This window comes from Bradyrhizobium sp. LeoB3 (genome assembly GCF_055456055.1).
The window spans coordinates 21,520-34,509 of sequence record NZ_JBVBEF010000081.1 but is presented as its reverse complement, the minus strand read 5'-3'; the positions used below and the strand labels follow the sequence as shown (position 1 = coordinate 34,509).

The 12,990-nt window shown below is 63.2% G+C and carries 12 protein-coding genes; 4 read left to right on the top strand and 8 right to left on the bottom strand.

Annotated features, from left to right (window positions below; translation table 11 throughout):
* Positions 1-87: 87 nt before the first annotated feature.
* The gene (gene irrA / locus ACZXDY_RS34600; RefSeq protein WP_028167278.1) at positions 88-576 is read right to left on the bottom strand and encodes an iron response transcriptional regulator IrrA; all 489 of its coding nucleotides are present in this window, start codon (positions 574-576) and stop codon (positions 88-90) included.
* Positions 577-896: 320 nt separating this feature from the next.
* On the opposite strand from irrA, the gene fabA reads away from it, so the two are divergent.
* The 3 genes from fabA to fabI all read left to right on the top strand — a co-directional run bounded on the left by fabA (position 897) and on the right by fabI (position 3,627).
* Positions 897-1,418, top strand: coding sequence for a 3-hydroxyacyl-[acyl-carrier-protein] dehydratase FabA (gene fabA / locus ACZXDY_RS34595; protein WP_027580962.1), 522 nt, complete (start codon positions 897-899; stop codon positions 1,416-1,418).
* 43 nt (positions 1,419-1,461) lie between these two features.
* Positions 1,462-2,685 carry a beta-ketoacyl-ACP synthase I gene (gene fabB, locus ACZXDY_RS34590; RefSeq protein ID WP_464348613.1) on the top strand — a complete coding sequence of 408 codons (1,224 nt, stop codon included), beginning with the start codon at positions 1,462-1,464 and terminating at the stop codon, positions 2,683-2,685.
* Positions 2,686-2,826: 141 nt separating this feature from the next.
* Entirely contained in the window at positions 2,827-3,627 is an 801-nt protein-coding gene (fabI, locus tag ACZXDY_RS34585) for an enoyl-ACP reductase FabI (RefSeq protein WP_028167276.1), read from the top strand.
* A gap of 129 nt (positions 3,628-3,756) precedes the next feature.
* On the opposite strand, the gene ACZXDY_RS34580 is transcribed toward fabI, so the two are convergent.
* The 6 genes from ACZXDY_RS34580 to rbfA form a co-directional block, all read right to left on the bottom strand.
* Positions 3,757-4,353, bottom strand: coding sequence for a glutathione S-transferase family protein (locus tag ACZXDY_RS34580; RefSeq protein ID WP_464348612.1), 597 nt, complete (start codon positions 4,351-4,353; stop codon positions 3,757-3,759).
* A gap of 276 nt (positions 4,354-4,629) precedes the next feature.
* Positions 4,630-5,364, bottom strand: coding sequence for a superoxide dismutase (locus tag ACZXDY_RS34575; RefSeq protein WP_464348611.1), 735 nt, complete (start codon positions 5,362-5,364; stop codon positions 4,630-4,632).
* A gap of 300 nt (positions 5,365-5,664) precedes the next feature.
* The gene (gene pnp, locus ACZXDY_RS34570) at positions 5,665-7,821 is read right to left on the bottom strand and encodes a polyribonucleotide nucleotidyltransferase (RefSeq protein WP_464348610.1); all 2,157 of its coding nucleotides are present in this window, start codon (positions 7,819-7,821) and stop codon (positions 5,665-5,667) included.
* Positions 7,822-8,200: 379 nt separating this feature from the next.
* The gene (gene rpsO, locus ACZXDY_RS34565) at positions 8,201-8,470 is read right to left on the bottom strand and encodes a 30S ribosomal protein S15 (RefSeq protein WP_028168438.1); all 270 of its coding nucleotides are present in this window, start codon (positions 8,468-8,470) and stop codon (positions 8,201-8,203) included.
* 2 nt (positions 8,471-8,472) lie between these two features.
* Complete coding sequence (gene truB, locus ACZXDY_RS34560; protein ID WP_464348609.1) at positions 8,473-9,582, bottom strand: tRNA pseudouridine(55) synthase TruB; 1,110 nt, start codon at positions 9,580-9,582, stop codon at positions 8,473-8,475.
* A gap of 1 nt (position 9,583) precedes the next feature.
* The gene (rbfA, locus tag ACZXDY_RS34555; RefSeq protein ID WP_464348608.1) at positions 9,584-9,946 is read right to left on the bottom strand and encodes a 30S ribosome-binding factor RbfA; all 363 of its coding nucleotides are present in this window, start codon (positions 9,944-9,946) and stop codon (positions 9,584-9,586) included.
* Between rbfA and ACZXDY_RS34550 the strand changes: the two genes are divergently transcribed.
* The gene (locus ACZXDY_RS34550; RefSeq protein WP_456644316.1) at positions 9,869-10,042 is read left to right on the top strand and encodes a hypothetical protein; all 174 of its coding nucleotides are present in this window, start codon (positions 9,869-9,871) and stop codon (positions 10,040-10,042) included. The two genes, rbfA and ACZXDY_RS34550, sit on opposite strands and share 78 nt — an antisense overlap.
* 137 nt (positions 10,043-10,179) lie before the next feature.
* Here ACZXDY_RS34550 and infB read toward each other — a convergent pair whose 3' ends face one another.
* A complete protein-coding gene (gene infB / locus ACZXDY_RS34545; RefSeq protein WP_464348607.1) occupies positions 10,180-12,918 on the bottom strand; it encodes a translation initiation factor IF-2 in 2,739 nt (912 codons plus the stop codon).
* Positions 12,919-12,990 lie beyond the last annotated feature (72 nt).

Genomic DNA, 12,990 nt, shown 5'->3' with positions numbered 1-12,990 from the left:
CGGCCTCGACACATTGCAGACCATGGCCAAGGGATGGGCGCTCCGAGATTTGTACACTCCCTAGTGCGAAAGCAGGGGCGACAAGGATCAGCGCCTCTTGCGCAGCCGCACGACCATGTCGATGCGCGCGATCTCGTAGCCTTCAGGGATATCCGGCATCTTGGAGAGCACCAGATGCGGGTCGGGAATGTCGACCAGCTCGTGGTTGTTCTCGAGGTAGAAATGGTGATGCGCGGTGACGTTGGTGTCGAAATAGGTCTTGGTGCCGTCGACGCTGACCTGGCGCAGCAGGCCCGCATCGGTGAGCTGGTTCAGCGTGTTGTAGACGGTGGCCAGCGACACCGGAACCTTCGCGAGCGTCGCCTCCTCGTAAAGCATTTCTGCGGTCAGATGGCGGGCGCCCTTGCCGAACAGGAGCCAGCCCAGCGCCATGCGCTGACGGGTCGGCCGAAGGCCTGCCGCCTGCAGCATTTCATTGACGTCATGCCATGGGCAACCGGTCAGCGCCGGCTGATGACCGGGGCCGCGGGCGATCTGACTAGCGTCATCGCTCACATGCGGAACTTCGTCGCTCATATGCACTCTAGACACCTAACTCGGGCAATATTCCAAAGACTATAAGAAGGAAATCCTTCAGATGCAAGTTTCTCGCAACTGGGGCCAACCAAAGCGGCCCGACCGGAACCCTCTGGGGATGCAGCAATTTAACCCATTCCGACACTTTGCCGCGCCTTCATGCCTATGTTACAGAGCGCGCGGACCACATATGCGAATTCGGTAGAGACGCCGTTCGCACCCAAGGTAGCGCCGCGTTGCGGGGAATCTTGTCCCGCCGGGGAAACGGTCCGGTTCGTTCGAGAGCGCTTCACCGGGACATTGAGGAGAGTGGAAAGAGGATGCTGGAACGGCGCAGCGGTTATGAGTACGAGGATTTGCTGGCGTGCGGCAGGGGCGAGATGTTCGGTCCCGGTAATGCCCAGTTGCCGTTGCCGCCGATGCTGATGTTCGACCGCATCAGCGAGATCTCCGAGACCGGTGGCGAGTTCGGCAAGGGACTGGTGCGCGCCGAGCTCGATGTGAAACCGGATCTCTGGTTCTTCGGCTGCCACTTCAAGAACGATCCCGTCATGCCCGGCTGTCTCGGCCTGGATGCGATGTGGCAGATGGTCGGCTTTTACCTCGGCTGGATCGGCGGCGAAGGACGCGGGCGGGCGCTCGGTCTTGGCGAGCTGAAGTTCGGCGGCCAAGTTCTGCCGAATGTGCGCAAGGTTGTGTACAACGTAGATATTAAGCGCGTGATGCGCTCGAGGCTGGTGCTCGGCATTGCCGATGGCTGGCTTTCCATGGATGGCGAGATTATTTATCGCGCGAAGGATTTGAAGGTTGGGCTGTTCAAGCAGGGCACGGCCCCGGCGTGACCGAAACCATCGCACAGAAAACTAACGGCAGGGCGAGGCGATCATGAGGCGGGTTGTCATCACCGGGATGGGCATTGTCTCGTCCATCGGAAACAACACCCAGGAAGTGCTTGCGAGCCTTCACGAGGCGAAGTCCGGGATTTCCCGAGCGGAGAAATACGCCGAGCTCGGCTTCCGTTCGCAGGTGCAAGGCGCGCCGACGCTCAAGCCGGCTGAGGTGATCGATCGCCGCGCGATGCGGTTTCTGGCCGACGGTGCGGCATGGAATCACGTGGCGATGGAGCAGGCGATCCGCGATGCCGGGCTTGAGGCGGACGAAGTCTCCAACGAGCGCACCGGAATCATCATGGGTTCGGGCGGGCCGTCGACGCGGACCCTCGTCGAGGCCGCCGACATCGCGCGCACCAAGGGCCCGAAGCGGGTCGGTCCGTTCGCGGTTCCCAAAGGCATGTCGTCGACCGCTTCCGCAACGCTTGCGACCTGGTTCAAGATCAAGGGCGTGAACTATTCGATCTCCTCGGCCTGCGCGACGTCTAACCACTGCATCGGCAATGCCTCCGAGATCATCCATATGGGCAAGCAGGACGTGATCTTCGCCGGCGGCTGCGAGGAACTCGACTGGACGCTGTCGGTGCTGTTCGACGCCATGGGCGCGATGTCGTCGAAATATAACGATACGCCGGCCACCGCCTCGCGCCCCTACGACATCAACCGCGACGGTTTCGTCATCGCCGGCGGCGCCGGCGTCGTGGTGCTGGAAGAGCTGGAGCACGCCAAGGCGCGCGGTGCACGCATCTATGCCGAGATCGTCGGCTATGGCGCGACCTCCGATGGCTACGACATGGTGGCGCCCTCGGGCGAAGGCGCCGAGCGCTGCATGCGCATGGCGCTGTCGACGGTGAATACTCCGATCGATTACATCAATCCGCACGCGACCTCGACGCCTGCCGGCGATCCGCCGGAAATCGAGGCGATCCGCAAGGTGTTCGGCACCGGCGAGAAATGCCCGCCAATCTCGGCGACCAAGGCGCTGACCGGCCACTCACTCGGCGCCACCGGCGTGCAGGAGGCGATCTATTCGCTTCTGATGATGAACAACGGCTTCATCTGCGAGAGCGCGCATATCACCGAGCTCGACCCTGTGTTCGCCGACATGCCGATCGTGCGCAAGCGCATCGACAATGCGAAGCTCGGCACCGTGTTGTCGAATTCGTTCGGCTTCGGCGGCACCAACGCGACGCTGGTGTTCAAGCGGCTGGATGCGTGAGATTGTTAGCCAGTTGACTGGCTGATTCACCGTCATGGCCGGGCTTCGTCCCGGCCATCCACGTCTTTGCCATAGGCGCCGAAAGCGCGTGGACGCCCGGGACAGGCCCGGGCATGACGAAGAAAGAGAGTGGTGAGCACGATGCAGGACCTGATGAAAGGCAAGCGCGGACTGATCATGGGCGTCGCCAATGATCATTCGATCGCCTGGGGCATTGCCAGGACGCTCCATGCGCAGGGCGCCGAGCTCGCCTTCACCTATCAGGGCGAGGCGCTCGGCAAGCGCGTCAAGCCGCTGGCGCAGTCGCTCGGCGTCGACACGGTGCTGCCCTGCGATGTCGAGGATCTCGCCAGCGTCGATGCGGTGTTCGCAGCCTTGCGCGAGCAATGGGGTCAGCTCGATTTCCTCGTCCATGCCGTCGCCTTCTCCGACAAGAACGAGCTGAAGGGCCGCTATGCTGACACTACGCGCGAGAACTTCTCGCGCACCATGCTGATCTCCTGCTTCTCCTTCACCGAACTGGCCAAGCGCGCAGCCGAGCTGATGCCGGAAACCGGCGGCGCCATGATTACGCTGACCTTCGGCGGCTCGATGCGCGTGATGCCCAATTACAACGTGATGGGGGTCGCGAAGGCGGCGCTGGAAGCCTCGGTGCGCTATCTCGCCGCCGATTTCGGCTCCCGCGCCATCCGCATCAACGCGATTTCAGCGGGTCCGGTGCGCACGCTCGCCGGCTCGGGCATCGGCGATGCGCGTGCGATGTTCGCGTTCCAGCAGAAGCATTCGCCGCTCGGCCGCGGCGTCACGCTTGATGAGCTCGGCGGTTCCGCGCTCTATCTGCTGTCCGATCTCTCCGGCGGCGTCACCGGCGAAATCCATTACGTCGATTCCGGCTACAACGTGATCTCGATGCCGCGGCCGGAAGACCTGAAGGCTGAATAATCTCAGCCGTCATGCCCCGCGCATGCGGGGCATCCAGAAATCGTAGGGTGGGCAAAGCGCAGCGTGCCCACCTTTTCTTGCACCGATCGTGAATGGTGGGCACGCTGCGCTTTGCCCACCCTACAAGAGCTAACCCGCGGCAATCTTCTCCGCGCGCTGGAATGCCGGACGCGCGGTGCAACGATCGATATAGGCCTCGAAGGACGGCCGCGACGGCACCATCTTGAACAGCCGCACCGCATAGTTCAGGCCAGAGCCGACCACGATATCGGCGGCGGAAAAATCCTCGCCGAGAATCCACGGTCCCTTCTGCAGCTCGGTGTCGAGTACGTCGAACACCTGTGTCGCGGTGCCCCATGCGGCGGTGCTGGCTGGCACCTCGAGCTTGGTGAAGATCTGGATCAGCGCCGGCTCGATGCAGCTCGGCGCGAAGAACAGCCACTGCAGATATCGTGCGCGCTTCGGGTCGTTCAGCGCCGGCGCGAGCTTCTTCTCCGGATAACGATCCGCAATATAGGCGCAGATCGCAGCAGCTTCGCCGAGCGCGACGTCGCCGTCCTTCAAGGCCGGCACCTTGCCCATCGGATTGACCTTCAGGAACTCCGGCGCCTTCTGCGCGCCGGTCGAGATGTCGGTCAGCACGCGCTCATACGGCAGTCCGGTTTCTTCCATCAGCCACAGGCAGGTGAACGAGCGCGAACGAGGCGACCAATAGAGCTGGATCATGGGGCTGAACCTTTCACGGGCGAAGACGCGTTCATCGCTCCGAACGCTTGCATTGGCAACGGCCAATTCTAGAGCGTTTTCGAGCGAAGTGGGCGCCGGTTCGCGTGAAGAAAATGCGTCAAAACAAGAGTCCAGAGCTTCGGTTCTGATTCAATCAGAACCGAAGCTCTGGGGCGCCGTGAAGGGAAGCTTGCTCTTGAAGTTCGGCGGTGCAGCGAAGCGGCCGGAGACGATATCGCGCCCGCGGCCGCATGAGACTGCTCTGTCGCGCGTGGACTACACGCCGAGCGTGCCTGCCTTTGCGGCCGCGTAGCGGTCGCCGATCGCCTTCCAGTTCACCGTGTTCCACCAGGCCTGCAGATAGTCAGGGCGGCGATTCTGGTAATGCAGATAGTAAGCGTGCTCCCAGACGTCGTTGCCGAACAGTGTGCGTTTGCCGTCCATCAGCGGGCTGTCCTGGTTCGGCCGGGTCTCGAGTGCGAGCTTGCCGTCCTTGGTCACGGTGACGAACACCCACCCCGAACCGAACACGCGTCCGCCGGCCGCGTTGAAGTCGGTCCGTAGTTTCTCCATTCCGCCGAGATCGCGGTCGATCGCGGCGAGCACCTCGCCTTCCGGCTTGCCGCCATTCGGTCCCATGATCTGCCAGAACATGGTGTGGTTGGCGTGGCCGCCGAGATTGTTGCGGACGCCGGCGCGGACCGCCTCGGGCACGTTGTTCAGATTGGCGAGCACATCCGCGACCGGCTTTTCGGCGATCTGCGGATGATCTTTGGCGATCGCGTTGACGTTGTTCACATAGGCCTGGTGATGCTTGTCATGATGGATCTGCATCGTCAGCGCATCGATATGCGGCTCCAGCGCATTGGCGGGATAGGGCAGCGGATCCACCTTGAACGGACCGGCAGGCGGCGGGGCCGAGCCTTGCGCGAACGCCATTCGCGGCGAAGCGGCTGCGGCGACGAGGCCGGTTGCGGCCATCATCAGGCGGCGGCGGGACAGGAATGACATCGTGACCTCCGGGATTAAGGAAAGCATGGTGTCTTATTGTAGGCGCAGGACGTGAAGCGGTTCCGACAAAGTACGATCACGATATCGCGGCCAAACCGCACACGGCCATCAGCCACGGTTGATTTGCAAAGCCCCACATAAACTTAGGGCGGCCATCAAGGCCGCCCTTTTTTAGTTATTCTATTGTGTTTAGAGCGTTTTCGAGCGAAGTGGATACCGGTTCGCATGAAGAAAACGCGTCAAAACAAGAATCTAGAGCTTCGGCTCTGATTCAATCAGAGCCGAATATGCTCTAGGCGCTTACTCGCCGGCGGCTTCGCGCGGCGCCGGCGCGTCGGGTTTCTGCTTGGCCTCCAGATCCTCGCCGGTCTCCTGGTCGACCGCCTTCATCGACAACCGCGTCTTGCCGCGGTCGTCGAAGCCGAGCAGCTTGACCTTGACCTTGTCGCCTTCCTTGACGACGTCGGAGGTCTTCTGCACGCGGTTGGCCGCGAGCTGGCTGATATGGACGAGGCCGTCCTTGGCGCCGAAGAAGTTCACGAAGGCGCCGAACTCCATCACCTTGACCACGGTGCCCTCGTAGATCTGGCCGATCTCCGGCTCGGAGGTGATCGACTTGATCCACTTGATCGCGGCCTTCATCGCCTCGCCGTCATTGGAGGCGACCTTCACGGTGCCGTCGTCCTCGATGTTGATCTTGGCGCCGGTCTTCTCGACGATCTCGCGGATCACCTTGCCGCCGGTGCCGATCACTTCGCGGATCTTGTCCGTCGGGATCTTGAAGGTCTCGATGCGCGGTGCGTATTCGCCGAGCTCGGCGCGCGCCGCGGTCAGTGCCTTGGACATCTCGCCGAGGATGTGGATGCGTCCTTCCTTGGCCTGGCCAAGTGCGACGCGCATGATCTCCTCGGTGATGCCCTCGATCTTGATATCCATCTGCAGCGAGGTGATGCCCTGGTCAGTGCCGGCGACCTTGAAATCCATGTCGCCGAGATGATCCTCGTCGCCGAGGATGTCCGAGAGCACCGCAAAGCGCTGATCTTCGAGGATCAGGCCCATCGCGATACCCGCGGTCGGCCGCTTCAACGGCACGCCAGCGTCCATCAGTGCCAGCGAGGCGCCGCAGACCGAGGCCATCGACGACGAGCCGTTGGACTCTGTGACTTCAGACACCACGCGCACCGTGTAGGGGAATTCATGGTGCGGCGGCAGCACGGGATGGATCGCGCGCCAGGCGAGCTTGCCGTGGCCGATCTCGCGACGCTTGGTGCCGCCGAGGCGACCGGTCTCACCGACCGAGTAGGGCGGGAAGTTGTAGTGCAGCAGGAACGTCTCCTTGTACGTTCCGGACAGCGCGTCGATGTACTGCTCGTCCTCGCCGGTGCCGAGCGTGGTCACGACCATCGCCTGGGTTTCGCCGCGGGTGAACAGCGCCGAACCGTGGGCGCGCGGCAGCACGCCGACTTCGGCGACGATGTTGCGCACCGTCTTGACGTCACGGCCGTCGATGCGCTTGCCGGTGTCGAGGATGTTCCAGCGGACGATCTTCGCTTCCAGCTCCTTGAACACGTCGGCCACGCGCAGCTTGTCGTATTTCGGCTCCTGACCTTCCGGGAAGAAGTGCGCCATCACCTTTTCCTTGGCGGCGCCGACCGCGGCATAGCGCTCCTGCTTGATCGGGATCGCATAGGCGGTGCGCAGCTCCCGCTCGATCAGGCCGAGCATGTCTTTTTCGATCGCCGAATTGTCGATTGGGGTGATCTCGCGCGGCTCCTTCGCGGCCTTCTCGGCGAGCTCGATGATCGCGTTGATGACCGGCTGGAAGTGGCGGTGGCCGAACATCACGGCGCCGAGCATGACGTCTTCGTTCAGCTCCTTGGCTTCCGATTCCACCATCAGCACGGCGTCCGCGGTACCGGCTACGACGAGATCGAGCTGGGTCTCGTTCATCTCGTCCAGCGTCGGGTTCAGCACATATTCGTCGTTGGCGAAGCCGACGCGAGCCGCTCCAATCGGGCCCTTGAACGGCACACCGGACAGCGTCAGCGCCGCGGAAGCGGCAACCATCGCCAGAATGTCCGGATCGTTCTCCATGTCATGCGACAGGGTGGTGATGATCACCTGCGTCTCGTTGCGCCAGCCGTCGACGAACAGCGGGCGGATCGGGCGGTCGATCAGGCGGGAGACCAGCGTCTCCTTCTCGGTCGGCCGGCCCTCGCGCTTGAAGTAGCCGCCGGGGATGCGGCCCGCGGCATAGGCCTTCTCCTGGTAGTCGACCGTCAGCGGCAGGAAGTCGACGCCTTCGCGGGGCGTCTTGGCGGCGACGACGGTGGCAAGCACCACGGTCTCACCATAGGTCGCCATAACGGCGCCATCGGCCTGCCGGGCGATCTTTCCGGTTTCAAGCTTGAGCGGACGTCCGCCCCAGTCGATCTCCACGGAATGGGTCGTAAACATTTTGGTCTTCTTTCATGGTTTCACGAAAGAGCGGGCCCCCAAAACGCAAAAACCATGCGCAAGATGGCGAGACACTGATCGCAAGTCGTGATCAGTATCCGGCGATCCTGCCATGGTTCTCAAGTTCCGGATGGCGTCCATCCTTTCGTTCATACGGGCATCTTGCCCCGCCCGGCGGCCGGATTGCTGCTGGGCACTTTAGGTTTGAGCATGGTCTTTCCGGAAACCGGGTCATGCTCGAGGCTTGAGCATGAGTGCGTGCGACATGCGGTCGTCACGTTCATGCTCTTGCGCATGATCGTCTCCGAACGGTTGAAACTCCGGTCTCTCGGAAGATCATGCGAAAACGCGCGCTAATCTTGCGCGCGTAGTCTTGAAATCAACGACGAATGTTATGCTTTTCTAGCAATGCCTTGTAACGCGCCTCGTCCTTTTTCTTGATGTAGTCGAGGAGAGAGCGTCGCGTCGACACGAGCTTCAAGAGGCCACGGCGTGAATGGTTGTCCTTCCCGTGGGTCTTGAAGTGCTCGGTGAGGTTGCTGATGCGTTCCGACAGGATCGCGACCTGAACCTCGGGCGAGCCGGTGTCGCCGGCTTTGAGGGCATTCGTCTTGATGACTTCCGCTTTACGTTCGGCGGTAATCGACATCGTCAAATACTTCCATGGTTGCGAGCCGAACTGGCAGTCAGTCCGGTCAGGTTGAACACGCGCTTGGGGATGATTTCGCCATTGCCAATCTCGGCAAGCGCGAGAAGCCGGCCTGCCACCGTGACATAGACTGTGCCGCTACTACTGGGCGCATCCCGTCCGCGCAACAAAACGGCTTGGCCCCGATGGAGCCTCGCCGCATCCGCCCGTGTGACGGCCAGTGCCGGGATGTCGTCCAGCGCGGTCTCAACGGGCAAAAGCGCGTCGGCGAGGCTGCCCTCGCCAGACGCGGCTCTATTGCACAAAGCCTCCAATTCTTCCAGCGGAATCATGTCGCTTTCGGTAAACGGACCGACAACGGTCCGCCTGAGCGCGCAGATATGGCCGAAACAGCCGAGAATCCGCCCCATGTCCCGGGCCAAAGCACGAACATAGGTTCCCTTGCCGCATTCGGCCTCGAACACGGACTGGCCGCCATCTCCGTGTTCCACCAGGGTTAATTCGTGAATCTCGACCGGCCTGGGCTGCAATTCGACCTTCTCGCCGTCCCGCGCCAAATCATAGGCCCGCTCGCCCTGGACCTTGATCGCGGAATATTGCGGGGGGACCTGCTCGATCACGCCGGTGAAGCGCGGCAGCAATTCCTGGATCGATTCGGCCGAGGGGCGAAGTTCGCTGGTCTCCACCACGCGGCCCTCGATGTCGTCGGTGTCGCGCTCCTCGCCCCAGGCCACCGTGAAGCGATAGCGCTTGCGGCCCTCCATGACGAACGGAACCGTCTTGGTGGCTTCGCCGAGCGCAATCGGCAATCCGCCCGAGGCGAGCGGATCGAGCGTGCCGGCATGTCCGGCGCGCTTGGCCTGGAACAGGCGCTTCAGCACCGCGACGGCGTGCGTCGACGTCATGCCGATCGGCTTGTCGAGCACGACCCAGCCATGGACGTCGCGCTTGTCGCGCCGCGGCTGGTTGCCCTGCTGCTTCTGCTTCTGGCGCGGATCGTTGTTGACGCGACGCGTCTCGTTGCCGCGCGCAGGCGCCGAAATTTTTTCTTCATCCGCATGCGAATCGACGTCTTGCGATTCGATCACGGGGTTTGCGGTCGTCACGGTCATCTCACTCGTCGTCCGAATCGGGTGCAAGATCGCGTTGCACCGCAGGTGTTCTCAGTAATTTCTCGATACGTTCCGCTTCGTCGAATCGTTCGTCGACGCGGAAGCGGATGTCAGGTGCAAATTTCAGGTTAACGCGGTGCGCGATCTCGCCGCGGAGAAATTTCTTGTTGCGGTCGAGCGCAGCAATCACAGTCTCGGTGTCGCGTCCGCCGAGCGGCATCACATAAATGGTCGCGAGCTTCAGGTCCGGCGACATTCGCACCTCGGGAACGGTGATGATGTGGCCTTGAAGATCCGGATCGTGGACATCACCGTGCGAGAGAATCTCGGCAACCGCATGGCGCACGGTCTCGCCGACGCGCAATTGACGTTGCGAGCCGCCGGCGGCGGAACTCTTCTTCTGATGACGGGGCATTATCTAAAATCCCAAATTGTCGCCATCACCCGCGAAAGCGGGTGATCCAGTATTTTGCGCCTAGAATCAATTGCAATACCGGATGCCCCGCCGGAGCCTGTCATCGGGCTCGCCAAAGGCGAGACCCGGTGGCGGGGCATGACGGTTCAGCTCGAAATTCCCGCGCTTCGTAAGACTTGGACTTACAGAGAGCGCTGGATCGTTTCGATACGGTAGCATTCGATCACGTCGCCGACACGCATGTCGCCGTAGTTCTCGAACGCCATGCCGCATTCCTGGCCGGCGACGACTTCCTTCACTTCGTCCTTGAAGCGCTTCAGCGTCGACAGCTTGCCTTCATGCACGACGACGTTGTCGCGGATCAGGCGGACATTGGCACCGCGTTCGACCGTTCCGTCGGTGACGCGGCAGCCGGCGACCTTGCCGACCTTGGAGATGTTGAACACCTCCAGGATCTGGGCGTTGCCGAGCATGGTCTCGCGCAGGGTCGGCGCGAGCAGGCCGGACATCGCCTTTTTGATGTCATCCACGAGATCGTAGATGATGTTGTAGTAGCGGATCTCGATGCCGTTGCGCTTGGCGGCGGCGGCCGCCTCCTTGTTGGCGCGTACCGAGAAGCCGATGATCGCGGCGTTGAAGCCTTCCGCCAGCGTGACGTCGGATTCCGAGATGCCGCCGACGCCGGCATGCAGGATGCGGGCGGCGACTTCCTCGGTGCCGAGCTTTTCCAGCGAGCCCAGGATCGCTTCCAGCGAGCCCTGCACGTCGGCCTTCACGATCAGCGGGAATTCCTTGCGGCCCGCGGTCTTGAGCTGTGACATCATCTGCTCGAGCGAGCCACGCATGCCCGAGATCGAGGCGGCGGCGTTCTCGCGCTTCTGGTGTGCGCGGTAGCTCGTGATCTGGCGGGCACGGGCTTCGTTCTCCACCACCGCAAGCCGATCGCCGGCTTCCGGCGGACCGTTGAAGCCGAGCACCTCGACCGGCACGGACGGACCGGCTTCGTCGAGATTCTCGCCCTGGTCCGAGATCAGCGCACGGACGCGGCCCATCTCGGCGCCGGCGACGATGATGTCGCCGACCATGAGCGTGCCGCGTTGCACCAGCACGGTCGCCACCGGACCACGGCCGCGGTCGAGCTTGGCCTCGATCACGGTGCCTTCGGCCGGACGCTGCGAGTTGGTCTTGAGGTCGAGGATTTCGGCCTGCAGCGCGATCATTTCGAGCAGCCGGTCGAGGTTGGTCCCGTTCTTGGCGGAGACTTCGACATCGACGACTTCGCCGCCGAGCGATTCGACCTGCACCTCATGCTGCAGCAATTCCGTGCGCACGCGCTCGGGCCGCGCGTCCGGCTTGTCGATCTTGTTGATTGCGACGATGATCGGAACCCTGGCGGCCTTGGCGTGATTGATCGCTTCGACCGTCTGCGGCATCACGCCGTCATCGGCCGCGACCACCAGCACCACGATATCGGTGACCTTGGCGCCGCGCGCGCGCATCGCGGTGAACGCGGCGTGGCCGGGCGTGTCGATGAAGGTGATCTTCGTGCCGCTTTCGGGCGACAACACTTGGTAGGCGCCGATATGCTGGGTGATGCCGCCGGCTTCGCCGGAGACCACGTTGGCGTGACGAAGCGCGTCGAGCAGCGAGGTCTTGCCGTGGTCGACATGGCCCATGACCGTGACGACGGGCGAACGCGGCTCGGTATCGGTGGAATCGTCGACGACGTCGAACAGGCCTTCCTCGACGTCGGACGCAGCCACGCGCTTGACCGTGTGCCCCAGTTCTTCGGCGATCAGTTGCGCGGTGTCGGCATCGATCACGTCGGTGATCTTGTGCATCGCGCCCTGCTTCATCAGCATGCGGATGACGTCGACCGCGCGCTCGGACATGCGGTTGGCGAGTTCCTGGATGGTGATGACTTCCGGGATCGTGACTTCGCGGATCAGCTTTTCCTTCGGCTCGTTCGCGCTGATGCCCTTGAGGCGCTGGGTGCGGCGGCGGAAGGACGCGATCGAGCGTTCGCGCACGTCGTCGGCGTTGAGCGCGGTCACAACCGTCAGGCGGCCACGCTCCTTCTGCGGACCCGGCTTGTGGGTGGTCTTCGGGGCGGCCACGGGGCGCATGGCACCGCCGGGACCACGACGAACCTGCCGCGGACCCTCGTCTTCATCGGGCTCTGCGGCGACGCCCGGCGCCTTCGCCGCTGGAGCCGACGCTGGTGCACGTGCTGGGGTCGCTGACGTGCGTCCCGGGGTCGCTGACGTGCGGCCCGGGGCCGCAGATGTGCGGCCCGGGGTCGATGGGGTACGGGCCGGAGCCGCCGGCGCAGGGGCTGCTGCGGCCGCTGGCTTGGCTGCCGCGGCGGGCTTCGCTTCGCCCTCGCCAAAGCGCCGCTTGGCCTCGATCTCGGCCTTGCGCTTGGCTTCCTCTTCCTGGCGATGACGTTCCTCTTCGGCCAGCCGGCGGGCTTCGGCGGCTTCACGCTCGGCGCGCTCGGCGATTTCGCGGCTGGCGCGGCGCTTGGCTTCCTCTTCGGCCTGCTGGCGCTCTTCGACCTCACGCTGCCGGGCGTCGGCGAGTGCGCTGGCGCGGGCCGACCGCTCGTCCTCGGTCAGGCTACGCAGCACCACGCCCGATCCGCCGGCGTTGCGCTGCGATGGGGAAGACCCGCCGGGACGACCGAGCGGCCTGGCGGGCGCCGGCGCGGGCTTGGCCGCTACCGGCTCCGGCGCATGCGCCTCGGTTCCGGGACCGTCGCCACCGACGCGGCGCTTGCCGCGCTTTTCGACCACAACCTGCTTGCTGCGGCCATGGCTGAAGCTCTGGCGCACGGTGCCCGTCTCGACGCGTGGCTTCAGCGTCAAGGTCTTGCTCGGGACACTCAAAGTCTTGTCGCCAGGGGTTTTGGTATCAACCATTCAGCAGTCCTAATCTCGTTAGCGTTGTGCCTTTTCGCACGCGTTATCGTCGCAGTTCCAAAAGACCGAAAT

Coding starts and splice junctions, on each gene's coding strand:
- pnp (WP_464348610.1), bottom strand. CDS start 7,821: ATGTTTACGACCCATTCCGTGGAGATCGACTGGGGCGGACGTCCGCTC.
- truB (WP_464348609.1), bottom strand. CDS start 9,582: ATGACCGTGACGACCGCAAACCCCGTGATCGAATCGCAAGACGTCGAT.
- irrA (WP_028167278.1), bottom strand. CDS start 576: ATGAGCGACGAAGTTCCGCATGTGAGCGATGACGCTAGTCAGATCGCC.
- rpsO (WP_028168438.1), bottom strand. CDS start 8,470: ATGTCGATTACCGCCGAACGTAAAGCGGAAGTCATCAAGACGAATGCC.
- fabB (WP_464348613.1), top strand. CDS start 1,462: ATGAGGCGGGTTGTCATCACCGGGATGGGCATTGTCTCGTCCATCGGA.
- fabA (WP_027580962.1), top strand. CDS start 897: ATGCTGGAACGGCGCAGCGGTTATGAGTACGAGGATTTGCTGGCGTGC.
- infB (WP_464348607.1), bottom strand. CDS start 12,918: ATGGTTGATACCAAAACCCCTGGCGACAAGACTTTGAGTGTCCCGAGC.
- ACZXDY_RS34580 (WP_464348612.1), bottom strand. CDS start 4,353: ATGATCCAGCTCTATTGGTCGCCTCGTTCGCGCTCGTTCACCTGCCTG.
- ACZXDY_RS34575 (WP_464348611.1), bottom strand. CDS start 5,364: ATGTCATTCCTGTCCCGCCGCCGCCTGATGATGGCCGCAACCGGCCTC.
- fabI (WP_028167276.1), top strand. CDS start 2,827: ATGCAGGACCTGATGAAAGGCAAGCGCGGACTGATCATGGGCGTCGCC.